The 23,301-nt window shown below is 45.6% G+C and carries 20 protein-coding genes; 2 read left to right on the top strand and 18 right to left on the bottom strand.

Annotated elements, in window-relative coordinates:
- Positions 1-233 precede the first annotated feature (233 nt).
- The 5 genes from eno to rlmD form a co-directional block, all read right to left on the bottom strand.
- Positions 234-1,532, bottom strand: a complete 1,299-nt coding sequence (gene eno / locus AB6D93_RS19570; RefSeq protein ID WP_017059033.1) for a phosphopyruvate hydratase — start codon at positions 1,530-1,532, stop codon at positions 234-236.
- Between the two features lie 81 nt (positions 1,533-1,613).
- Positions 1,614-3,254 carry a CTP synthase gene (locus AB6D93_RS19565; RefSeq protein ID WP_017063214.1) on the bottom strand — a complete coding sequence of 547 codons (1,641 nt, stop codon included), beginning with the start codon at positions 3,252-3,254 and terminating at the stop codon, positions 1,614-1,616.
- 150 nt (positions 3,255-3,404) lie between these two features.
- Positions 3,405-4,202 carry a nucleoside triphosphate pyrophosphohydrolase gene (gene mazG / locus AB6D93_RS19560; protein ID WP_102333132.1) on the bottom strand — a complete coding sequence of 266 codons (798 nt, stop codon included), beginning with the start codon at positions 4,200-4,202 and terminating at the stop codon, positions 3,405-3,407.
- Between the two features lie 208 nt (positions 4,203-4,410).
- A complete protein-coding gene (gene relA, locus AB6D93_RS19555) occupies positions 4,411-6,633 on the bottom strand; it encodes a GTP diphosphokinase (protein ID WP_017059036.1) in 2,223 nt (740 codons plus the stop codon).
- A 134-nt stretch (positions 6,634-6,767) separates the two neighbouring features.
- On the bottom strand, positions 6,768-8,087 hold the full coding sequence (gene rlmD, locus AB6D93_RS19550; RefSeq protein WP_102333133.1) for a 23S rRNA (uracil(1939)-C(5))-methyltransferase RlmD: 1,320 nt from the start codon (positions 8,085-8,087) through the stop codon (positions 6,768-6,770).
- A gap of 165 nt (positions 8,088-8,252) precedes the next feature.
- Between rlmD and barA the strand changes: the two genes are divergently transcribed.
- A complete protein-coding gene (gene barA, locus AB6D93_RS19545; RefSeq protein WP_102333134.1) occupies positions 8,253-11,066 on the top strand; it encodes a two-component sensor histidine kinase BarA in 2,814 nt (937 codons plus the stop codon).
- A 125-nt stretch (positions 11,067-11,191) separates the two neighbouring features.
- Here barA and acpS read toward each other — a convergent pair whose 3' ends face one another.
- The 11 genes from acpS to rpoE form a co-directional block, all read right to left on the bottom strand.
- The gene (acpS, locus tag AB6D93_RS19540) at positions 11,192-11,572 is read right to left on the bottom strand and encodes a holo-ACP synthase (protein ID WP_017059039.1); all 381 of its coding nucleotides are present in this window, start codon (positions 11,570-11,572) and stop codon (positions 11,192-11,194) included.
- Between the two features lie 69 nt (positions 11,573-11,641).
- Positions 11,642-12,379 carry a pyridoxine 5'-phosphate synthase gene (gene pdxJ / locus AB6D93_RS19535; protein WP_017059040.1) on the bottom strand — a complete coding sequence of 246 codons (738 nt, stop codon included), beginning with the start codon at positions 12,377-12,379 and terminating at the stop codon, positions 11,642-11,644.
- A complete protein-coding gene (gene recO, locus AB6D93_RS19530) occupies positions 12,376-13,104 on the bottom strand; it encodes a DNA repair protein RecO (RefSeq protein WP_019826299.1) in 729 nt (242 codons plus the stop codon). Before recO ends, pdxJ begins: the two co-directional genes overlap by 4 nt.
- Positions 13,105-13,206: 102 nt before the next feature.
- Positions 13,207-14,178 carry a GTPase Era gene (gene era, locus AB6D93_RS19525; RefSeq protein ID WP_017059042.1) on the bottom strand — a complete coding sequence of 324 codons (972 nt, stop codon included), beginning with the start codon at positions 14,176-14,178 and terminating at the stop codon, positions 13,207-13,209.
- Entirely contained in the window at positions 14,171-14,848 is a 678-nt protein-coding gene (gene rnc, locus AB6D93_RS19520; protein WP_017066012.1) for a ribonuclease III, read from the bottom strand. The genes era and rnc overlap by 8 nt, the downstream gene beginning before the upstream one ends.
- A gap of 26 nt (positions 14,849-14,874) precedes the next feature.
- Positions 14,875-15,771: a signal peptidase I gene (gene lepB / locus AB6D93_RS19515; protein WP_016792824.1), complete on the bottom strand. Its 897-nt coding sequence runs from the start codon at positions 15,769-15,771 to the stop codon at positions 14,875-14,877.
- Positions 15,772-15,868: 97 nt separating this feature from the next.
- Positions 15,869-17,662, bottom strand: a complete 1,794-nt coding sequence (lepA, locus tag AB6D93_RS19510; RefSeq protein ID WP_017059045.1) for a translation elongation factor 4 — start codon at positions 17,660-17,662, stop codon at positions 15,869-15,871.
- A gap of 137 nt (positions 17,663-17,799) precedes the next feature.
- On the bottom strand, positions 17,800-18,270 hold the full coding sequence (locus AB6D93_RS19505) for a SoxR reducing system RseC family protein (protein WP_017059046.1): 471 nt from the start codon (positions 18,268-18,270) through the stop codon (positions 17,800-17,802).
- Positions 18,267-19,229, bottom strand: coding sequence for a sigma-E factor regulatory protein RseB (gene rseB / locus AB6D93_RS19500; RefSeq protein ID WP_017059047.1), 963 nt, complete (start codon positions 19,227-19,229; stop codon positions 18,267-18,269). The genes AB6D93_RS19505 and rseB overlap by 4 nt, the downstream gene beginning before the upstream one ends.
- Positions 19,226-19,849 (bottom strand): sigma-E factor negative regulatory protein, encoded by a 624-nt coding sequence (locus AB6D93_RS19495; protein WP_017063205.1) that lies wholly within the window; start codon positions 19,847-19,849, stop codon positions 19,226-19,228. The genes rseB and AB6D93_RS19495 overlap by 4 nt, the downstream gene beginning before the upstream one ends.
- Positions 19,850-19,875: 26 nt before the next feature.
- Positions 19,876-20,454 (bottom strand): RNA polymerase sigma factor RpoE, encoded by a 579-nt coding sequence (rpoE, locus tag AB6D93_RS19490; protein ID WP_008223963.1) that lies wholly within the window; start codon positions 20,452-20,454, stop codon positions 19,876-19,878.
- A 389-nt stretch (positions 20,455-20,843) separates the two neighbouring features.
- Between rpoE and nadB the strand changes: the two genes are divergently transcribed.
- Positions 20,844-22,460 (top strand): L-aspartate oxidase, encoded by a 1,617-nt coding sequence (gene nadB, locus AB6D93_RS19485; protein WP_017059049.1) that lies wholly within the window; start codon positions 20,844-20,846, stop codon positions 22,458-22,460.
- 135 nt (positions 22,461-22,595) lie between these two features.
- Here nadB and AB6D93_RS19480 read toward each other — a convergent pair whose 3' ends face one another.
- Positions 22,596-23,015: a protein YgfX gene (locus AB6D93_RS19480; protein ID WP_346763705.1), complete on the bottom strand. Its 420-nt coding sequence runs from the start codon at positions 23,013-23,015 to the stop codon at positions 22,596-22,598.
- Positions 22,963-23,223: a succinate dehydrogenase assembly factor 2 gene (locus AB6D93_RS19475; RefSeq protein ID WP_004735374.1), complete on the bottom strand. Its 261-nt coding sequence runs from the start codon at positions 23,221-23,223 to the stop codon at positions 22,963-22,965. Before AB6D93_RS19475 ends, AB6D93_RS19480 begins: the two co-directional genes overlap by 53 nt.
- Between the last annotated feature and the right edge of the window lie 78 nt (positions 23,224-23,301).

The raw sequence follows: 23,301 nt of genomic DNA, 5'->3' as shown, positions 1-23,301 counted from the left end.
GAACTTTATATGTGACAAGGAGGAGCTTTAGAGCCTAGAGCTTCTTTCATTCAGTTTTCTACAGACAAAAAAATGCCCCGCATAAGCGAGGCATTCAAAAGTATTAGTGCATAATTCTAACTAGTTGGTGCTGTAGCAAGGCAACAAAGAAGATTCAGCTATGGAGCATAGTTTCCTATGTGACTTAGTGAATCTTCTGCAGTTAACGCAGCTACAGTGCCAAATAGGACGAATTATTGACCTTTAACTTCTTTAAGACCGTTGTAAGGAGCTTTAGAACCTAGAGCTTCTTCGATACGGATAAGTTGGTTGTACTTAGCAACACGGTCAGAACGGCTCATAGAACCAGTTTTGATTTGACCTGCAGCTGTACCTACCGCTAGATCAGCGATAGTTGCATCTTCAGTTTCGCCAGAACGGTGAGAGATTACTGCAGTGTAGCCAGCGTCTTTAGCCATCTTGATAGCAGCTAGAGTCTCTGTTAGAGAACCGATTTGGTTGAACTTGATAAGGATAGAGTTAGCTACGCCTTTCTCGATACCTTCAGCAAGAATCTTAGTGTTTGTAACGAACAGATCGTCACCAACGATTTGAAGCTTGTCGCCTAGAAGTTCAGTTTGGTGCTTGAAGCCATCCCAATCTGACTCGTCAAGACCGTCTTCGATAGAAACGATTGGGAAGTTGTTCGCTAGCTCAGCTAGGTAGTGGTTGAACTCTTCAGAAGTGAAAGTTTTACCTTCGCCCTTCATGTTGTAGATGCCAGCTTCTTTGTCGAAGAACTCAGATGCTGCACAGTCCATAGCAAGAGTAACGTCTTTACCTAGTTCGTAACCAGCAGCTGCAACAGCTTCTGCGATAACTTCTAGAGCTTCAGCGTTAGACTTAAGGTTAGGAGCGAAACCACCTTCATCACCAACTGCAGTGCTGTAGCCTTTAGACTTAAGAACTTTAGCTAGGTTGTGGAATACTTCAGCGCCGATACGTAGACCTTCTTTAAGAGTTTTAGCGCCAACTGGTTGGATCATGAACTCTTGGATGTCAACGTTGTTATCTGCGTGCTCACCACCGTTGATGATGTTCATCATTGGTAGAGGCATAGAGAACTGACCAGCAGTACCGTTTAGCTCAGCGATGTGCTCGTATAGAGGCATGCCTTTCGCAGCAGCAGCAGCTTTTGCGTTAGCTAGAGATACAGCTAGGATAGCGTTCGCGCCGAACTTAGACTTGTTATCAGTACCGTCTAGGTCAAGCATGATTTGGTCAACGTCAGCTTGTGCTTTAGCGTCAGTACCAACTAGAGCTTCAGCGATTGGGCCGTTTACAGCTTCAATAGCTTTAAGAACACCTTTACCTAGGAAACGTGATTTGTCGCCGTCACGTAGCTCAAGAGCTTCGCGAGAACCAGTAGATGCGCCAGATGGAGCAGCAGCCATACCTACGAAACCGCCTTCTAGGTGTACTTCAGCTTCTACAGTTGGGTTACCACGTGAATCGATGATTTCACGACCTAGAACTTTAACGATCTTAGACATTGAATGTTTCCTTCTCGTTGAATATATAAATGTCAAATTTAAAGGTAGCAGCACAACTTACGCAGCTACCTGTATTCCTTTTTACTTCTCTAACTCGCCGCGCTGGAACTCACCAGCCGCTTTAACGAAACCTGCAAACAATGGGTGACCATCGCGAGGTGTTGAAGTGAACTCTGGGTGGAATTGAGCAGCAACGAACCATGGGTGGTTCGGGTTCTCAATAACTTCAACCAGTTTCTTGTCCGCAGATAGACCCGATACTTTTAGGCCCGCTTTTTCGATTTGTGGACGAAGATTGTTGTTCACTTCGTAACGGTGACGGTGACGTTCATGGATCGTCGCGCTACCGTATAATTCGTAAGCTTTCGTCCCTTTCGCTAGGTGACAAAGCTGTGAACCAAGACGCATTGTGCCGCCAAGGTCAGATGTTTCTGTACGCTCTTCAACTTTACCTTCGCCATCAGTCCACTCAGTGATAAGACCAACAACTGGGTACTTAGTTTCAGTACAGAATTCAGAAGAGTGTGCCCCTTCCATTTTCGCAACGTTACGAGCGTACTCGATAAGTGCTACTTGCATACCTAGACAGATACCTAAGTACGGTACTTTGTTTTCACGAGCGTATTGAGCAGCAAGAATCTTACCTTCAACACCACGGTCACCAAAGCCACCAGGAACTAGGATTGCATCTAGGCCTTCTAAAACCTCTACGCCACGAGACTCAACATCTTGTGAATCTACGTATTTAATATTAACGCTTAGGCGGTTTTTCAAGCCTGCGTGTTTTAGCGCTTCATTTACTGATTTGTATGCGTCTGGCAGTTCAATGTACTTGCCAACCATACCAATCGTCACTTCACCCGTTGGGTTAGCTTCTTCGTAAATTACTTGTTCCCATTCAGACAGATCTGCTTCTGGAGCTGTGATGCCGAAACGCTTACATACAAGTTCATCAGTGCCTTGAGCTTTAATAAGCTGAGGGATCTTGTAGATAGAGTCAACATCGCGCATAGAAATAACTGCATTTTCTTGCACATTACAGAACAGAGCAATTTTCTTACGCTCGTTCGAAGGAATGTTGCGGTCTGAACGACAAACTAGGATGTCTGGCTGAATACCAATAGACAGTAACTCTTTTACAGAGTGTTGCGTTGGCTTAGTTTTCACTTCGCCCGCAGCTGCTAGGTATGGCACTAGAGTAAGGTGCATGAACATTGCGCGTTCACGGCCTAGTTCTACTGCTAGCTGACGAATCGCTTCCATGAATGGTAGAGATTCGATATCACCAACCGTACCACCAACTTCAACGATCGCGATATCGTGGCCAGCTGCGCCAGAAATAACACGCTCTTTGATAGAGTTAGTGATGTGTGGGATAACCTGAATTGTTGCACCTAGGTAATCACCGCGACGCTCTTTTGCTAGTACGTCTGAGTAAACACGACCTGCAGTGAAGTTGTTACGCTTAGTCATCTTGGTGCGAATGAATCGCTCATAGTGACCAAGGTCAAGGTCTGTTTCAGCGCCATCTTCCGTAACGAACACTTCACCGTGCTGAGTCGGGCTCATAGTGCCTGGATCAACGTTGATGTAAGGGTCAAGCTTCATCATAGTCACTTTAAGACCACGAGCTTCTAAAATAGCCGCAAGAGATGCTGCAGCAATACCTTTACCTAGAGAGGATACAACCCCGCCAGTAACAAAAATGTAATTTGTCGTCATGTTTAACCTGAAATTGGTTGAATGAGGGAAATGGACTACTTCTGGACGGGATGAAAATATACCAGAAGCCCCTTATCGCCACAACGTGAAATCTATCACACTGCTATTTTTTATTTTTTGCTTCAAATCAATTCATGATAAAAGCTTTGGTTATCTTTTCTCCGCCACTTTGACTTCACCCCACATGGAATCAAGCTGTTGTAGTGAAAAATCGGTCAAATTTTTACCTTGCTGACGAACTTTTTGTTCCACCCCTTTAAAGCGACGCGAAAACTTGAGATTGGCTTTATTGAGTGCCGATTCTGGGTTTTTACCTAAATGTCGTACCAAGTTAACGGTCGCGAACAGTAAATCCCCCAGCTCTTCTTCAACCAATTCTTCATTTGGCGTCACTTGAAGTGCCTCTTCCAGCACCTCATCGACTTCCTCTAAAACCTTATTAGCCACTGGGCCAATAGAGTCCCAATCAAAGCCATATTTCGCTACCTGTTTTTGAATCTTTGTAGCACGTGAAAGCGCAGGTAGAGAGTTTGGTATTGAGTCTAGAATACTTTCTTGAGTTTTGCCTGCCTGAGCTTTTTCTTTGGCTTTTTCAGCTTCCCAGTTGGCATTAATTTCTTCATCGCTCGCAAACTCGGTATCAGAAAACACATGCGGATGGCGGCGTGTTAGCTTTTCGTTAATGCCATCAACCACATCAGAGAACTCAAACACCCCCTGTTCTTTCGCTAACTGGCTATAGAAGATCACCTGAAACAACAAGTCACCCAACTCTTCTTGTAGGTTCGGCCAATCTTTGTTGTGAATCGCATCCACCACTTCGTACGTCTCTTCGATAGTATGCGGGACAATTGTTTCAAAATTTTGTTTTAAATCCCAAGGACAGCCACCTTCTGGATCGCGCAGCTTAGTCATAATTTGTTCTAGTTGTTCAATCGGGTGGCTCATGGTGCTTTCCTATTATTCTGTTTGATTGTTTTAATCTAATTCTTTTCTTAAAACTAAAAAAGGTGAGCAGCCAAAACCACTCACCTTTCTATTTTTCGTCATCTCCAAGAGTGAAGTATGAGCGAGTTGGGGATCTCAAACCGCTTGGCGAGATTCCCTATCACGTTCGTCCCTCACTGTAGGGAATGACATAAATGACACAAAAGGATCATCCAAGTCTCTTAACGCTCATTACATCTTTGATCTGCTCGACTCGACTTGTCACTCGGCTCAGAATCTCAATATTGGTCACTTCCAAATCGAAATCCATTACCGATAGCTGACGCTTGTAGTCGATGCGGCTCTTCATTGTGGTCACGCTGATCTTTTCATTCGAGAACAGTGAGGTGATGTCTTTCAACAAGCCATTACGTTCTAGCGCTTCAACACGCAGCGTTAGGATGTATGAACCGACAAAGCCATTACCCCAAACGGTATCAATGATACGTTCTGGCGCATGCACGCTTAGCTCGCCTAGCTGTTCACAGTCAGCGCGGTGCACTGAGATACCACGACCTTGAGTGATGTAACCTTTAATCACATCACCTGGGATTGGCTGACAGCAACGCGCTAGGTGCGTCATTAGGTTATCAACGCCCTCAACCACTACCGCATCTTTCTTCGGACGACTCTGTTGTGCCGGCTTGTTTTCCGACTCAAGCAGTTTCTCTAGCGCTTTCTTGTCTTCTTCTTCCGCCGTTGGCTTATTCACTAGCGCATTGATGTGATTAACCACTTGGTTAATACGCAAGTCGCCACTACCAATACCTGCATAGAGTTCGTCTGGCGTATTCACGTTAAAGCGTTTTAGTGCGTATTGATCAGCATCTTTTAGGGTTGCGCCTACTTTCGCTAGCTCAACTTCCAGGATATCACGACCCGCTTCTAGGTTTTTCTCACGGCTTTGTGCGCGGAACCAAGCGTTGATTTTCGCTCGAGCTCGACCAGAATGAACAAAACCTGTGGTTGGATTTAACCAGTCACGAGATGGGTTCGGCTCTTTCTGCGTGATGATCTCAACTTGATCGCCCATCGATAGTTTATGAGTGAACGGTACGATACGCCCCGCTACTTTGGCACCGATACAGCGGTGTCCGACCATCGAGTGGATGTGGTAGGCGAAATCCAACGGGGTTGCGCCCATTGGTAAGTCGACCACGTCACCACGTGGAGTAAATGCGTATACACGGTCATCGAAGACTTGGCTGCGTACCTCATCCAGCATCTCGCCAGAGTCCGACATCTCTTCTTGCCAGTCGATAAGTTTACGCAACCAAGTGATTTTCTCATCGTAGCCACTACGGCCGCTTGAAGCTCCTTCTTTGTACTTCCAGTGCGCCGCCACACCAAGCTCAGAGTCTTCGTGCATTTGCTTAGTACGGATCTGAATCTCAATGGTCTTGCCTTCAGGGCCAAGTACTACGGTATGAATCGACTGGTAACCATTTGGCTTAGGGTTCGCCACATAGTCATCAAATTCGCTCGGGAGGTGCTTGTATTTAGTGTGTACCACCCCAAGGCCGGCGTAACAGTCTTGCAGCTGGTCAGCGATAATACGTACTGCTCGTACGTCAAAAAGCTCATCGAAGGCTAAGCCTTTCTTCTGCATTTTGCGCCAGATACTGTAGATGTGTTTTGGTCGGCCACTCACCTCAGCATTGATGTTTGAACGCTGCATTTCTGCGGTTAAATCATCAACGAAATCTGTGATGTATTGTTCACGAACGATACGACGCTCAGACAGCTGTTTTGCAATCTGCTTGTAGGTATCTGGTTGTTGGTAGCGGAATGCGTAATCTTCGATTTCCCACTTAAGTTGGCCGATACCTAAACGGTTTGCCAGTGGGGCATAGATGTTAGAACACTCTTTTGCGGCCGCGCGACGCACAGCATCAGGCGCTTTTTTTACCTCGATAAGGTTACAGATTCGTTCAGCGAGTTTGATGACTACGCAGCGGAAATCATCGACCATAGCCAGTAGCATGCGTCGAACGTTATCAACTTGACCCGAGGCAGCACTGCCTTCAAGGGTCACGTTTAACTGGCCTAAGGCCGCCATTTCTTCAACGCCATCGATCAACTTTACGGTTTCTTTACCGTAGCTTTCTTCAAACGCTTCGCGCTCAAAAACGCCGCTTGAGACGACGGGGAAAAGTTGTGCAGCAATTAAAGTGGCACGGTCCATGGACAAGGTGACCAAGATTTCGATCATCTCACGGCCACGCCAAAGCAAGAGCGATGCTTGCTCGTGATCTTTTAAAAGTTCTTCACAGTGACGATAAACTTTAATCAGTTTATTCGAGGTTTTTGCGTCTTGATTCAATGACGCAATCCAACTTTCTAGCTCAAACTGTTCGCTTGGGTTTAAATGTGCGCTTCGTACCGCAACCATCATGCCTTCCTAGTTATTATGTTTTATACCCAATTCAATATGACTAACTGGTTCCAAGTTAGTTCGACCATATTGATATCAGCGCAGGCTTCCCTGCGCCTTTGTGATTCATTTGAAGCCTTGTTTAAGGGCCTCTAAGCCTTGATAAAGAGAGCCATAGATTCTAGATGACTGGTGTGTGGGAACATGTCCAACATACCCAGTTTGGCTAATTGATAGCCTTGTTTTTCTAAGCTCTCAGAATCTCTAGCTAGAGTAGCAGGATTACACGAAACATAAACCACACGCTTCGCTCCTAACGCTGAAATTTGATCAACGATCCCACTCGCTCCCGCACGTGCCGGGTCAAGCAATACTTTATCGAATTTCTCTTTTGCCCAAGGCTGTGAAGATAAGTCTTCTTCAAGGTTAGCTTGGTAAAATTCTGTATTGCTTAACTGGTTTAACGCTGCATTAGATGCGGCTTGCTGAACCATTTCATCAACGCCTTCTACACCAACCACAAACGCCGATTGTTGCGCGATAGGCAGACTAAAGTTACCGAGACCACAAAACAGGTCTAGCACTCGCTCATCCGCTTGAGGCTCTAGCCACTCAATCGCTTGAGCCACCATCTGCCGATTCACTTTCTGGTTTACTTGGATAAAGTGGTTTGGCTCAAACGGTAACGTCACGCCAGTTTCGCTGTAAGAAGGTGTATCGCCGACTAAGCGAACCAACTTATCGGTTTCAGGCATCGAATACAGCGTAGCGCCTTCTTCTTTTGCTAACGCAATCAGCGCTTGCTCATCTTTTTCAACCAGAGGCTTAAGGTGACGTAGCACCATAACAGGGCCAGTATCGCCCAACACCAATTCAACGTGTCCTAAAGACGTAAGGCTGTTGAAAGTGTTCAGTAAATTTTTCAGTTTTGGCAGCAACACATTAAGGCGAGGATCAAGCACGGCACAGTCGGTGATGTTTTCAATCTGCTTACTCTGCTTCTTACGGAAACCGAATTGAAGCTGTTGCGTCTTCTTATCAACAAATAGGCTGATACGTGCGCGACGTCGATAACCGGTTTCATCACCGACAATAGGTTGTGCAACTTCAGTGTTCGCCGTTTGGTATTGGCTCATCAGGTGCGTCAGAGATTGCGATTTATGCTCAACCTGAGAAGAGTAACCTAGGTGTTGAAGGTGACAGCCACCACACTGATTAAAGTGCTTACAAAACGGCTTTAAACGCTGCTCGCTCGGCTTCAATAACTTGATGAGTTTAGCTCGCGAAAACTTACTTTTGCTCTCAGTAAGTTGAATAACCACCTGCTCACCGGGCAATGCGCCATCAATGAAAACCGGTTTATTCTTTTGATAAGCGATGCCAGCGCCATTGTGATCCATTCGTTCAACCAAAACCGATTGATGCTTGGTCTCGAGTTGAGTTTTCTTTTTTGGTTGGAAAAAACGTGCCATTGCTTGTGCCTAATGTATCTTTTAATAAGTAATTGGTATCCAGGACTCACTATTATGTCTTGGAATCATTGTCGAACGTCACGGCTTTGATTAAGCTTACCGTTCACTTAACCGCCATTGTGTGCGTTATTTTCCCATATCCAGACCTCGATGTAATTAAAGAACATGACCAGATATGGCTTAAGAGCCCGTGTAATTACCTTAACTCTAGCTCCAACCCTGATTATTGGGTTGCTATTGAGTGCATTTTTCTCATTTAACCGCTATCAAGACCTTGAAGGTCAAGTGGTTAACACTGGTACTAGCATCATTGAGCCACTTGCGATTGCGAGTGAATCAGGCATGAAGCTCGAAAGTCGAGAGTCTGTTCGTCAGCTTATTAGCTATGCGCATCGAAAGAATTCTAAGCTAGTGCGCAGTATCGCGGTGTTTGATGAGCGTCATGAGTTGTTTGTAACCTCAAACTTCCACCCCGATTTTGAAAGCCTGACCTACCCCAAAGATAAACCGATCCCGCATTTAAGCTCATCGAACCTTCTCGATAATACGCTGATTCTGCGGACACCTATCATCGCCGAAGGCCAGTACATCAATTCAGCCAACGGTCAGTCTCAAGCTAATCAAGCGATCGGCTACATTGCGATTGAATTAGATCTTTCATCACTTCGATTGCAGCAATATCAAGAAGTGTTCTCTGCATTCTTAGTGTTGATTCTCGGGCTTGGTTTATCGGGCGTGTTTGCGTTCCGCTTAATGCACGATGTCACTCAACCGATCACACACATGAAAAACATGGTCGACCGAATTCGTCGAGGTCACCTAGATGTGCGTATCGAAGGTAAGATGCATGGTGAGCTAGACTCGCTGAAAAACGGTATCAATGCGATGGCGGTATCGCTATCAGAGTATCACGTCGAGATGCAGCACAGTATCGACCAGGCCACATCAGATTTGCGTGAAACTCTTGAACAGCTAGAGATTCAAAACGTTGAGTTAGACATCGCGAAGAAACGCGCTCAAGAAGCGGCTCGTGTTAAGTCTGAGTTCTTAGCGAATATGTCTCACGAATTGAGAACGCCGCTGAACGGTGTGATTGGCTTTACTCGTCAAATGCTCAAGACTCACCTATCGAACAGTCAAACCGATTACCTACAAACCATTGAACGCTCGGCAAACAACCTGCTTAGCATCATCAACGATATCTTGGACTTCTCGAAACTTGAAGCCGGTAAATTAGCCCTAGAGAACATCCCATTTGAATTCCAAGCCAGCCTTGAAGAGGTAGTAAACCTTCAAGCAACCAACGCTCATGAGAAAGGCCTAGAACTGACACTGAAGATCGACCCTAAAGTACCGCCAGGTGTGGTGGGCGATCCACTGCGTATTCAGCAGATCCTAACCAACCTTGTTGGTAACTCAATCAAGTTTACCGAACGCGGCAACATTGATATCAGCGTTGAGCTTCGCTCACAAAGTGAAGACAACATCGAGCTGCAATTCATGGTTCGCGATACGGGTATTGGTATTTCTGAGCGTCAACAAGCTCAGCTTTTCCAAGCTTTCAGCCAAGCCGATGCAAGTATCTCTCGTCGTTACGGCGGTACAGGCTTAGGTCTGGTTATCACCCAAAAACTGGTCAGCCAAATGGGCGGAGAGATCAGCCTAACCAGTCGTCTTCACCAAGGCTCTACCTTCTGGTTCACCTTGAGACTATCAACGACTGATATGCCGATGACAGAGCTGATTGAGACGCAGTGTCTGCAAGACAAACAACTGCTGCTTATCGAGCCAAACATGCAAGCGGCATCGATTACTCAGCAAATCCTAACCCAAGAAGGCTTAGTGGTAACGTATCGTTCGGTGATGCCAGATGAGACGACCTCGTATGACTACGTTCTGCTTAACCTAGCCGCCAACCAAGAGTATCAATTTGATACTGTGAGTGGTTGGGCGATCGGTGCGAAGAAGATTGCTCAAAACGTGATTATTGGTACACCAAGTACCGAGCTAGCGTTGGGTGAGCAACTAATGAAAGAGGTCGATGTTCAGTGCATCACCAAGCCTCTTTCTCGTAAGAAGTTGCTGCAAACTCTGGTATCGAATCAGGCACCTACCTTGATTGCACCAGCGATTGAAACGCATTCTGAAGAGAAGTTACCGCTTACTGTGATGGCAGTAGACGACAACCCAGCCAACCTTAAGTTGATTACCGCGCTGCTTAAAGAGCGTGTAGAAACCGTCATCAGTTGTACCAGTGGTCAGCAGGCGATAGACAAAGCGACAGAGACGCCATTTGATATCATCTTCATGGATATTCAAATGCCACAGATGGACGGTGTAACCGCTTGTCAGAACATCAAAAAACTGGCGAACAATGCGAATACACCTGTAATTGCCGTGACCGCACATGCAATGATTGGCGAACGAGATCGACTGCTTGAAGCGGGCATGGATGACTACCTAACCAAACCTATTGAAGAGCATGTTTTACAGCAGGTTCTGATTCATTGGAGCTCGACCTCTGAGGTTGAGCTCATCGAAAAAATAGATCCAGACCACCCAGCGGTCTCTGCTGAAGTCGACAACGTTCCGGTGTCAGAAACTGAAGCCAGCGTGCACACAAACATCATCATTGATTGGCAAGCTGCGATGAAACAAGCCGCCAATAAAGAAGACCTCGCACGCGATATGCTGCAAATGCTCGTCGACTTTATTCCAGAGGTGTATGAGGCAGCAGACAAAGCGATAGAAGACAGTGACTATCCAGTTGAAGAGCTGATACACATCATTCACAAGATGCATGGCAGCAGCTCGTACAGCGGCGTACCAAGGCTAAAATCGGTATGTGCGACAATAGAGAAAGAGCTGCGTTCAGGTACTTCTGTTGAAGACATTGAACCTGAGCTTTTCGAGCTTCAGGATGAATTAGATAAGGTTCAAGCAACCGCGATTCACTACTTGAAACAGGCGAAGGCCTAGCGGGTACTTGTTACTCACTAGTATTCTTTAGAGGGTTTACCCGCCAATAAAAAAGCAGAGCTCATGAGCTCTGCTTTTTTCTGTCTAGAGCCAAGAGCACTAGATATAAAGTCGCGATAATCTGTTTACGATTCGAGTAACACCGTTGCCACAGCGTAGTGACGCTCATCCGAGATAGTCAGATGAATCGATGTTGTGCCATTCGCCTCTGCGATTTCACGCGCTTTCTTGTGTAAGCTCAATACTGGCTTACCATGCTCATCGTTTGAAATCTCAAAGTCGTGGAAGGTAACACCCAGCGCAATCCCCGTACCTAACGCCTTAGATGCAGCTTCTTTAGCAGCAAAACGTTTTGCAAGGTAACGGCCTTTTTGCTTCAACTGTTGGAATACTTCAAACTCAGAATCCGTCAAAATACGCTGAGCAAAAGCGTCGCCACTTCGCGACAGCGCCTTCTCGACACGTTCGATTTCTGCGATATCTGTACCTAATCCAACAACTGCCATGTTTCCTCTACTACTTAACTTCTGTCTAATGATTAACTGTACATCGCTTAGTGCCGACGACTTGCCGAACTAAGCGTTGTTACGTGCTGTTTCCATGATTGCTTTCATGTCTGCAACGGCTTTGTTTAAGCCATCAAACACTGCACGTCCCATGATCGAGTGACCGATGTTCAGCTCGTAGATCTCTGGAAGTGCCGCAATCGGTGCTACGTTGTGGTAAGTCAGACCATGACCCGCATTGACTGTGATACCTAAGTCATCTGCATAGCTTGCGCCTGCTGCGATCTTCTTAAGCTCGTCTTGTTGATCTTCTTCTGTCTTAGCATCAGCATAGTGACCCGTGTGCAGTTCAATGAACGGTGCGCCACACGCTTTTGCAGCATCGATTTGCTCACGGTCAGCATCGATAAACAGAGATACCTTGATACCTGCTGCAGACAGTTTTTGTGTCGCCGCTTTGATCTTCTCTAGTTGACCAACTACGTCCAAGCCACCTTCAGTGGTTAGCTCTTCACGTTTTTCAGGAACCAGACAAACAAACTCAGGATTAGTATCGAGTGCAATTTGAACCATCTCGTCCGTTACGGCCATCTCCAAGTTCATGCGAGTTTGAAGTGTTTCAGCCAGAATACGCACATCGCGATCAACGATGTGACGACGGTCTTCACGCAGGTGAATAGTAATGCCATCTGCACCAGCACGTTCAGCGATTTCAGCTGCGTGTACTGGATCTGGGTATTTAGTACCACGTGCATTACGTAGTGTTGCAATATGGTCGATATTAACGCCTAAAAGGATTGAGCTCATTTTCCAATACTCCGTGCTCTGGAGAGGGCTATTGTTGGCATAAATAGCTCTCTACTTTTTAATGGTTTGCCGCCAAGATACGGCTTTAAGGCTATGCGTGTAAAGCGTTTTGCCGCTTTTAACTGCTCTTTAGTGATAAACCTACGTTCGCTGATTGCAATAAGTTCATCGCCCATAAAAGTCAGGTTATCTCGACGTACTGAAGCGATGAAACCTTTCTGCTCTCGATAGCGATAAGTCATGCTCGGATCAATCGCTTCGCCAGTGCCCGCGCAGTGTAAAAAGTCGACGCCGTAACCCATAGCAGATAATAGAGCCAGCTCAAAGCGACGCAGTGCTGGCTCAGGATTATCATTATGCGCCAGCTCTGTTAAAGCATGAAGATAGTCGTGAAAAAGTGCAGGCATCGGTACTTCCGCCATCAATACCCGACCGATAAGCTCGTTCACGTACATGCCTGAATACAGATTAATACCGGCGAGAGGGAGCCCCAAGCTGATGGGTTCAGCTTGGCGTAAGGTTTTCATCGAACCATTACCAGACCACTTAAGCAATAGCGGCGTAAAAGGTTGTAATGCACCTTTCAAATTGGAACGCTTGCTGCGAGCGCCTTTAGACATCAACGTCACCCGACCGAACTCTTCGCTGAAGACGTCCAAGATCAGGCTCGACTCACTGTATGGTCGACGGTGCAACACAAAGCATCGCTGTAACCCTTCGCTCAATCACTTACCCTTATTACAGATACAAAAAGAGAGAGTTCGCACTCTCTCTTGGGTTTATCTTCAGTTCAACTTTCTTAATCTCAGAAAGTGACGTTCAATATATTATAGATCGTCGATGTAGCCTAACGAGCGAAGTGCACGCTCATCATCAGCCCAGCCAGATTTAACCTTGACCCAAGTCTCTAGGTAAACCTTACGGCCGAATAGCTCTTCCATATCGATACGCGCTTCACGACCAATCGTTTTGATCTTCTCGCCCGCTTTACCAATCACCATTTTCTTCTGGCCTGTACGCTCAACAAGAATCAGTGCATTGATGTGGAAGCCATCGTTATCTGGGTTGTAATCGAAACGTTCGATTTCAACCGTTACCGAGTAAGGTAGCTCGTCACCCGTAAAGCGCATCAGCTTTTCACGGATAATTTCAGAGGCCATAAAACGTTGCGAGCGATCAGTCACGTATTCTTCAGGGAAGTGGTGTGTCGCTTTAGGTAAATGTTCACGTACGTGCTTACGCAGTACATCAATATTTTTACCTTGCTTCGCTGAGATTGGCACTACATCAATGAAGTCCATCTTCTTAGAGACTTCCATCATGTGCTGCATCACGTTAGTACGGTCTTGAACGTTATCTACTTTGTTGATGCAAAGTACAACTGGGAAGTCAGTCTTCTTCAGTTTGTTCAGAACCATCTCATCGTCGTCAGTCCAGTGAGTACCATCGACAAGGAAGAATACTAGGTTTACATCACTCAATGAGCTGTTCGCCGCACGGTTCATCAAGCGGTTGATGGCACGCTTTTCTTCAATATGAAGTCCAGGAGTATCAACAAAGATCGCTTGGTAATCACCCTCAGTTTCAACGCCCATAATACGGTGACGTGTCGTCTGTGGTTTACGTGATGTAATAGAAATCTTCTGACCCAGAATATGGTTCAGAAGCGTCGACTTACCTACATTTGGGCGACCGACAATAGCGATGAAGCCACAGTGTTGGTTTTCCGGTAGGCCTGTTTTTTTGCTATCAGATGAAAAGAATGCATCGATATCGAAATCTTGGTTGTTATCAGACATTGCTTAGTTGCTCTAATGCTGTTTCAGCAGCCGCTTGTTCTGCCTTGCGGCGGCTAGTGCCTTTACCGATAACAGGTTTATCCACACCTGCCACTTCACACTCAACCGTAAACTCTTGGTTGTGTGCTTCACCTTTAATATTAGTCACTGTGTAGACAGGTAGAGGATTTCTTCGACCTTGCAAAAACTCTTGTAGGCGAGTTTTCGGATCTTTTTGAGATACTCCAGGCTGAATAGCATCTAGGCGAGATTGGTACCAGCTTAAAATAATGCCGCGAACCGTCTCGGTATCACTATCTAAATAGACAGCGCCGATGACCGCTTCAACCGCATCCGCTAGAATAGAATCACGACGGAAACCGCCACTCTTCAACTCACCTGGACCTAATTTTAAGTAATCTCCTAGTTCGAATTCACGACCTAGTTCTGCCAATGTATGACCACGTACTAATGTTGCGCGCATGCGGCTCATATCACCTTCGTTTACCTTAGGAAAACGGTGGTAAAGATCATCAGCGATAACAAAACTTAAAATTGAATCGCCCAGAAACTCAAGACGTTCGTTATGTTTACCTGCGGCGCTGCGGTGAGTCAGCGCCAAGTGGATAAGATCGGCATCATTAAACTGATAGCCAATCTTTCTCTCTAGTTTATCAATTGGAGAATTCATGCTCTCTCGATGTGTTATGTGATCGATTAATGAATCCCACCGATGCGATTAAAACGCACACCAGTAGGAATCCATGTTGGAAGTATACTGTCTGAACCGCGTTCGAATTCGAAGCTGATCCAAATAGCAACAGCCTTACCAACAAGGTTTGCTTCAGGGACAAAGCCCCAGTAACGGCTATCGGCACTGTTGTCACGGTTATCACCCATCACAAAGTACTGGCCTTCTGGAACGACCCATTCATTAACTCCATTGCGAGGCTGATATGCTTGCACACGATCACGACGTAATGGGTTAACTAAAATCTGGTGCTCTACGTCTCCAAGCTGTTCGTTCAGCTGAATCAGAGGCACACCATCTTGAATAAATTGACTTTCTTCAACGTTACTTAGTTTCACTGGTTCACAGCTACTTGTACCCTTCGCCTGAATACAGATCTCTTTACGACTGCTGTAGCGAATCGTATCACCTGGCATACCGACAACACGCTTAATGTAGTCAATGTTCGGCTGAGGTGGATACTTAAATACGATTGAGTCACCGCGTTCTGGTTTGCCTGTTTCTACCAATTGAGTTCGCCATACTGGGTCTTTCAGACCGTACGCGTACTTCTCTACCAAGATGAAATCACCAACCAAAAGGGTTGGCATCATCGAGCCAGAAGGGATTTGAAACGGTTCATAGATGAATGAACGCAAGATCAAAACAAATGCAATTACCGGGAAAATGGACACACTGTTCTCAACCCACCAAGGCTGAGCCGTAACTTTTGCGCTGATTTCAGCGTCTAGGCCATTCGATTGTGCTTCAACGTCAGCAAGCTTTTGCTGGCGCTTCTTCGCCCACACAAACTTTTCCAACGCCCATACAATGCCGGTTACTAGAGTTACGATCACTAAGATAAGCGAAAATGTGTTAGCCATTGATATCCCTTAAATTTCATTTCTTTAAAAATAACGAAAGTGAAAGAGTAGCGAGCTACTCTTTCACTCTAAATTATTCGTTTAATGCTGGATAAAGTTAGTCTTTTCCAACATGAAGGATTGCAAGGAAAGCTTCTTGAGGCAGTTCAACGTTACCGATCTGCTTCATACGCTTCTTACCTTCTTTTTGTTTCTTAAGAAGTTTCTTCTTACGACTGATATCACCACCATAACATTTTGCGATTACGTTCTTACGCAGTTGTTTCACTGTAGAACGAGCAATGATGTGGTTACCAATCGCTGCTTGAATCGCGATATCGAACATCTGACGAGGGATGAATTCTTTCATCTTCTCTACCAGTAGACGACCACGAGACTGGGCAATATCTTTATGCGTAATGATCGCTAATGCATCAACGGTTTCGCCATTCAGCAATACGTCGACACGTACCATGTTTGATGGCTCGTAGCGTTGGAAGTTGTAATCCAATGATGCGTAACCGCGAGACGTTGACTTCAGACGGTCGAAGAAGTCTAGAACGACTTCTGCCATAGGAAGATCATACGTCACAGCAACTTGGTTACCGTGGTAAACCATGTCGACTTGTACGCCACGCTTCTCAACACACAGTGTAATTACGTTACCTAGGTAATCAGAAGGTACCAGAATATTACAGCGTGCAATTGGTTCGCGAATTTCTTCTAGGTCATTAACTGCTGGCAGTTTAGCCGGGCTATCAACGTACAGAACCGTTTTATCTGTTTTTACAACTTCATATACTACTGTTGGTGCAGTCGTAATTAGGTCTAGGTCGTATTCACGCTCTAGACGCTCTTGGATGATCTCCATGTGAAGCATTCCTAAGAAGCCACAACGGAAACCAAAACCAAGTGCTGCTGAACTTTCTGGTTCAAAGAACAGTGATGCATCGTTCAGGCTTAATTTGCCTAACGCGTCACGGAAGTTTTCGTAGTCATCAGATGATACAGGGAATAGACCAGCGTATACCTGAGGCTTCACTTTTTGGAAACCAGGTAGACGTTCAGTGCTGCCGCCTTTTGCAAGCGTCAACGTATCACCAACCGGTGCACCTAGGATGTCTTTAATACCACAAACAACCCAACCTACTTCGCCAGTATTTAGCTCTGTAGTATCGATTTGCTTAGGCGTGAAGATACCTAGACGGTCAACACCCCATACTTGGTCTGTCGACATTACTTTGATCTTATCGTTCTTCTTCAGCTTACCGTTTTTGATACGAACCAAAGAAACTACGCCAAGGTAGTTATCGAACCAAGAGTCAATGATCAACGCTTGTAGAGGCGCTTCAGGATCACCTTCCGGTGGCGGGATTGCCGTCACGATGTTTTCTAGAACATCATCAACACCCAAACCTGTTTTCGCAGAACAGCGAGTCGCTTCCATCGCATCGATGCCAACGATCTCTTCGATTTCTTCAGCAACACGTTCTGGTTCAGCAGCTGGTAGGTCAATCTTGTTCAAGATTGGCACTACTTCCAGTTCCATTTCGATTGCTGTGTAACAGTTTGCTAGAGTTTGTGCTTCAACACCTTGGCCAGCATCCACTACAAGTAGTGCGCCTTCACAAGCCGCTAGAGAACGAGATACTTCGTAAGAGAAGTCTACGTGTCCAGGAGTGTCGATAAAGTTAAGTTGGTAAGTTTCACCATCTTTAGCTTTGTAATCTAAAGTCACACTCTGCGCTTTAATTGTAATACCACGCTCGCGTTCTATATCCATAGAATCGAGGACTTGAGCTGCCATCTCACGTTCACTTAATCCTCCACAAACTTGGATTAAGCGGTCAGAAAGGGTCGACTTACCGTGGTCGATGTGGGCGATAATCGAAAAATTACGAATGTGCTTCATAGGCTTGGTGTGACTAAACTCTTTGAATAGGGATAATAAGAAAGCCGCGACGCGTCCAATCTACAGTCAGCATTGGTGGCGGCATTTCAATCAAGTTGGCAGATTCTACCCAATTTAAGGGCAAGAAGCATCATAAATTAGACGAGAGACTCACCTAGGATTCGAATCAAGACGACTTCTTGCTTGGATTTGTCTTCCATGGGTTTGGCTAACCGCTTCGCTAAGGCAATCCCACCAGCAGTAAACAGTGCTGCACTTAAGATAACAATGCCCTCGCCCCCCTGGAGTAAGGGTTGTAACAAGAGTTGCCCAAAACCAGCACCAATCATCAACATGAAAAGTGGGATGAGATAAACAATCGCCGCCGACTGAAGTAGGCTTTTTTCTGGAAAGCCAATTTCTACGATTTGTCCAGCTTTGACTAAGCTTTTGGTTTTAAGCTGCCAAAACAAAGATTTATTGCCAACAGCCTTGGTCACAATACCCGTACCGCAGTTTTTTTGAGAAGAACAGCTGCTACAACTGGTTTGTTGTTCGCAGCTCAATTGAACAAAGTATTGCTTACCTTTTTGTTCAACCGAGCTAACGGTCGCCAGCGCGGTCATCATTGCGCTTGTACCGATTTATTAAATGTAACTGACTGAGCAATACGTTTTGCAGTTGCCGGCGGAATGTCACCAACCACAGAGATCTCTTTATCGCCAATCACTAAGCTGTGCAAGGTTCTACGCCCTTGACGCACCAGCTGCCCTTTCAATGAATGCTCATCTTTTTCCGCGATATAAACCGAAAAGTTAAACAGTCCATCACTGAAAAGCTGACTTTCAACCATTTTATCGGTCGCAGCCATTTGATAGCGGCTAAGCTCTTTTGATTTAAACCCTTCAGGAATCCACGACGCTTGCCAGTTAGTTTCACTCACTAAGCCTTCCGGTAATGATAAAACTTTCGGCAATTGAGCTTGGCTCAAGCCACCCATAGCCTCAGCAATCTTATCGTTCACCACGTAAGAGATAGTGCGGTACTGTTCAAGCACTTCGCCATCACGATCCAAAAGGTCGGCACGCAAAGGAAGATTGGTTTTTTCGTCTACCCAAACCACGTAAGAGTAGCGAAGGCCATCTTTCGGCACGACACGCAGCACTTGAGTGGTGCTACCTGCTTCACGAGAGCGACCAACTTTCACAAAGTCGTAGTACTGATTCAGAGATTCGATATCTCGATTAATCATCGGAATAACAGGCGCAACCATGCTGCCTGACTGAATCGTAAATGGCTCTGTACCCGGCTCGATGTAGCTAACTTCGTTGCCACGTCGAATGACTTCACGAACAGGGCCGCTTAGATAAACAAGGTGTGCAAGTTGTTGGTCGTCGTTAACCGCATGGCGATAAACAAGAGGCTCAATACTGCTCTTCTTTATCAAAATGTAGGAGAGTTCGTAATTTAGATGCTGACTGGCCTCGTTCATTTGATGCAACAAGGCCTTTGCAGTGGTTTCCTCTGCAAAGGCTGTTGGAGACATCAAGCTGAACAGTGTCAGTGCACTGACCAGGATTTTCTTCATTCAATGTCCGATTCTAGATGTGCATCTTGCATTGGCGATGCATCACTGTTTAATCTTAGCTGCAGCTCATAATCTTCTAACAATGCATGAACGCGTTTGCGCTGCTCTTGCAAGTTAGCTTCAGATGCTGGTTTCTCAACAGAGTCACGCGTTAAACTTACTGGTTCCGCAGAACCGGCAAATGGAATCGTCTGGAGTACAGGCAACTGCTCTGGTGCTGCAGGGTCGCTACCACCATATTGTTGAACACCTAATACAACGGCTAATGAAACACACGCTGCCACGGCAACTTGTCCAAACTGTTGTAACCACGCCGGAAGCTGACGCTTCGCTTGCTGAGGTTTAGGTTGCTCTTCAATTGGAGCAACAGTAGGTTCAACATTCACTTGGTGCAGGTTCGACATTGAACCATGTGCAGGCTCGTTCTCAAGCGCTGCCGCTACACTATTAGCAATGTTCCACTCTGGAGTTTCTGGCGAATCCCCACGCATAACATCACCAATTAAATGGTAACTCTGCCAAGTATCCATGCTTTCTTGATCAGATTCTAGATCTACAATGAGAGCTTTATCGATCGTTTCACCATCCATGAGTGCCGAAAGCTTTTCTTTATCAGCCATTATTTTCACCATAATTATTACAAGTTCTAGCGTTGCAAAAGAGGTTTGATTTTCTTTTCCACCGCTTCACGAGCTCGGAAAATACGCGAACGTACGGTTCCTACAGGGCAATCCATTACTTCTGCAATCTCTTCGTAGCTCAAACCTTCGAGCTCTCGCAACGTCATTGCAGTTTTTAAGTCTTCTGGTAGCGCTTCAATCGCTCCAAAAACAACTTGTTTCAATTCTTTAGACAGCGTTAAGTTCTCAGGGTTCGATATTTCTTTTAACGCGCTGCCTGTTTCGTAATATTCTGCATCTTCTGCATCTACATCGGTTGCTGGCGGCCTACGGCTTTGGGCAACGATATGATTTTTAGCGGTGTTCACGGCAATTCGGTATAACCATGTATAGAAGGCACTCTCGCCACGAAAGTTAGGTATCGCGCGGTAAGCTTTAATAAAAGCTTCTTGTGCTACATCAGGTACATCACCGGAATTATTCACGTATCGAGAGATAAGATTACAAACTTTGTTTTGATACTTAACCACTAGTAAGTTAAATGCCTGCTTATCTCCACTCTGAACTCGCTCAATCAACACTTGATCGGTTAGCTGCTCGTTCATTCGAGCGGGTACTCCTATTGTTATAACCCTCACCTTCACAGATATGGGTACTAATTATGCGAAATGTAGTATTGACACCACCGTCTACAAGAGCACTATTGTGACTAAGCCAAATACCGAAAGTTCCAACTTTCTTAAAATTATTTGCCATTATTGTTTCACAATGTGATGTAATAAAAATAGCTATCCCTATCAATTTGGGGAAACTTGAGCAAAAGCAATGGTATTGAGCAATTAAATATTTCTAGATAGCTGTCTATATATTGATTTTGCATAGCGTTTAAGGATGACTCTGGAGAGATTATAACAGTCTTAGCCAAACTCCTAAAACAAGACAAAGTCAATTGAGAGTGGACAACTCGACTATAGCCCGGGATTTAATAAGTTTTATGAACGCAAACCGTGAACATCAGTGTGATGTATTAGTGGTAGGAAGTGGTGCGGCAGGCTTGTCATTAGCCTTACGCGTAGCAGAACATGCAAAAGTAATTGTATTAAGCAAAGGACCACGCAGCGAAGGATCGACGTATTACGCACAAGGTGGTATCGCCGCGGTGTTCGATGAGTCGGACAGTATTGAGTCTCATGTAGAGGATACTCAAATCGCTGGGGCTGGGTTATGCGAAGAAGATACAGTTCAATTCATTGCTGAAAATGCGAAAGAGTGTGTGCAATGGCTGATTGATGGTGGTGTTCCATTTGATAAAGATGAGAACAGCACAGAAGGCCAACCAAAATATCACCTCACTCGTGAGGGTGGCCACAGTCACCGCAGAATTCTGCACGCTGCCGATGCAACTGGCATGGCGATGCAAACCTCACTACAAGATAACGTCAACAACCACCCAAATATCGAGATCTTCGAGCGCCACAATGCGCTGGATTTGATCACGGAAGATAAGATTGGTGGTTCAAAAGACAAGGTGATCGGTGCCTACATTTGGAACCGTAACCAAGAACATGTTGAAACCGTGCGCGCTAAGTTTGTTGTATTAGCAACAGGCGGCGCTTCAAAGGTTTACCAATACACCTCTAACCCAGATGTTTCTTCAGGTGATGGTATTGCTATCGCTTGGCGTGCGGGTTGTCGTGTGGCAAACCTTGAGTTCAACCAGTTCCACCCAACTTGTTTATTCCACCCAGAAGCGCGTAACTTCCTACTAACGGAAGCACTGCGTGGTGAAGGTGCTTACTTGCGTCGTCCAGATGGTTCTCGCTTTATGAAGGACTTCGATGAGCGCGGTGAACTGGCGCCACGTGATGTGGTTGCTCGTGCAATTGACTTCGAAATGAAGCGCTTAGGTGCCGACTGTATGTATGTTGATATCAGCCACAAGCCTGAAGAATTCATCACAGCGCACTTCCCGATGATCCATACTCGCTTGATGGACTTGGGCATCGACATGACCAAAGAGCCGATCCCTATCGTACCAGCCGCTCACTACACGTGTGGTGGTGTCATGGTGAATAAGCAGGGTCAAACCGACCTAACGAACTTGTATGCGATTGGCGAAGTGAGCTACACCGGCTTACACGGTGCAAACCGAATGGCTTCTAACTCACTGCTTGAGTGTGTGGTTTACGCATGGGCAGCAGCAAAAGATATCGTTGAGAACATCGACCAATCTCAACTGTGCGCTGAACTGCCAGCATGGGATGAAAGCCAGGTCACCAACAGTGATGAAGAAGTTATCATTCAACACAACTGGCACGAACTGCGCCTATTCATGTGGGATTACATGGGCATTGTTCGAACGGATAAACGACTAGAGCGAGCATTGCGTCGCATTCAGATGCTGCAACAAGAAACTCATGAGTACTACAGCTACTTCAAGGTTTCGAATAACCTATTAGAACTGCGTAACTTGCTACAAGTGGCAGAGCTAATGGTTCGTTGTGCAATGCAACGTAAAGAGAGCCGCGGCCTCCACTACACGTTGGATTACCCTGAACTTGCAGAAGACAGTGGCCCAACGATTCTGACGCCAGAGAAACGCCAATCATAATAATTGGTTAAACGTGCTTAGCGAATTAGCCGTCAGCGGAAAATGATTAAACGAAAAGGAGCCGAGTGCTCCCTTTTCTTTTGTCTAACGCTTTCTTTTATCTAATACTTTCTTTCATCGAATAGTTTGGCTTCTCTAGCGCGCTCGTTGTAAGTTCGCCAGAAAATGGCGATATTCTCGCTCGCAACAGCTGTCCCGCCAAAGCAGTACCGAGTGCCCACATTCAAACTGCAATTTAACGAAGAACTGCGCCCAGATCTTATCAACGGACTTGAGTCGGTAAGTTCGGTCATTGAGTCGAATATCACCATCCTCTCTGTAATCAAAACACCCATAGACACTATTTAGAATCACATGATTGTTTCTGAACAAGCGGATCATTAAAGCTAAGCAATAAAGGCTGGCGGCAAGTGGAATAGAAGACAGGACGATGAAAAACAAAAGGCACCCAAAAATAGTGCCTTTTGCAAATAATGCGGAATACGAAGGGTTAAGCTGAAGCTTAACGAACCTTGCTGAGGTTGTGTGCGACAATTTTATCAACCATTGATGCATGGCCTAGGTTTTCACTGCGTCCGTGGCCCATTACCCAAGTAAACAAATCTGGATCATCACACTCTAATAGAGAAACAAACTCGCGCTGTTCCTGCTCTTGCAATGAATCAAAACACTCTTCGAAAAATGGCATGATGACTACATCAAGTTCTAACATGCCGCGACGGCAACCCCATTTAATTCGTGCTTTCTGCTCTGCAGTGTACATTGGCTATCCTCACCTATAATTTTTCTTTCTCGGAGTGTAACAAGTCATACGCCCTGCAACTACTATGTGAGTCACAGT

Origin of the sequence: Vibrio sp. 10N.247.310.23, from assembly GCF_041467155.1 — a bacterium.
Lineage (GTDB): Bacteria > Pseudomonadota > Gammaproteobacteria > Enterobacterales > Vibrionaceae > Vibrio > Vibrio crassostreae_C.
This window is presented reverse-complemented; position numbering and strand designations above follow the sequence as displayed.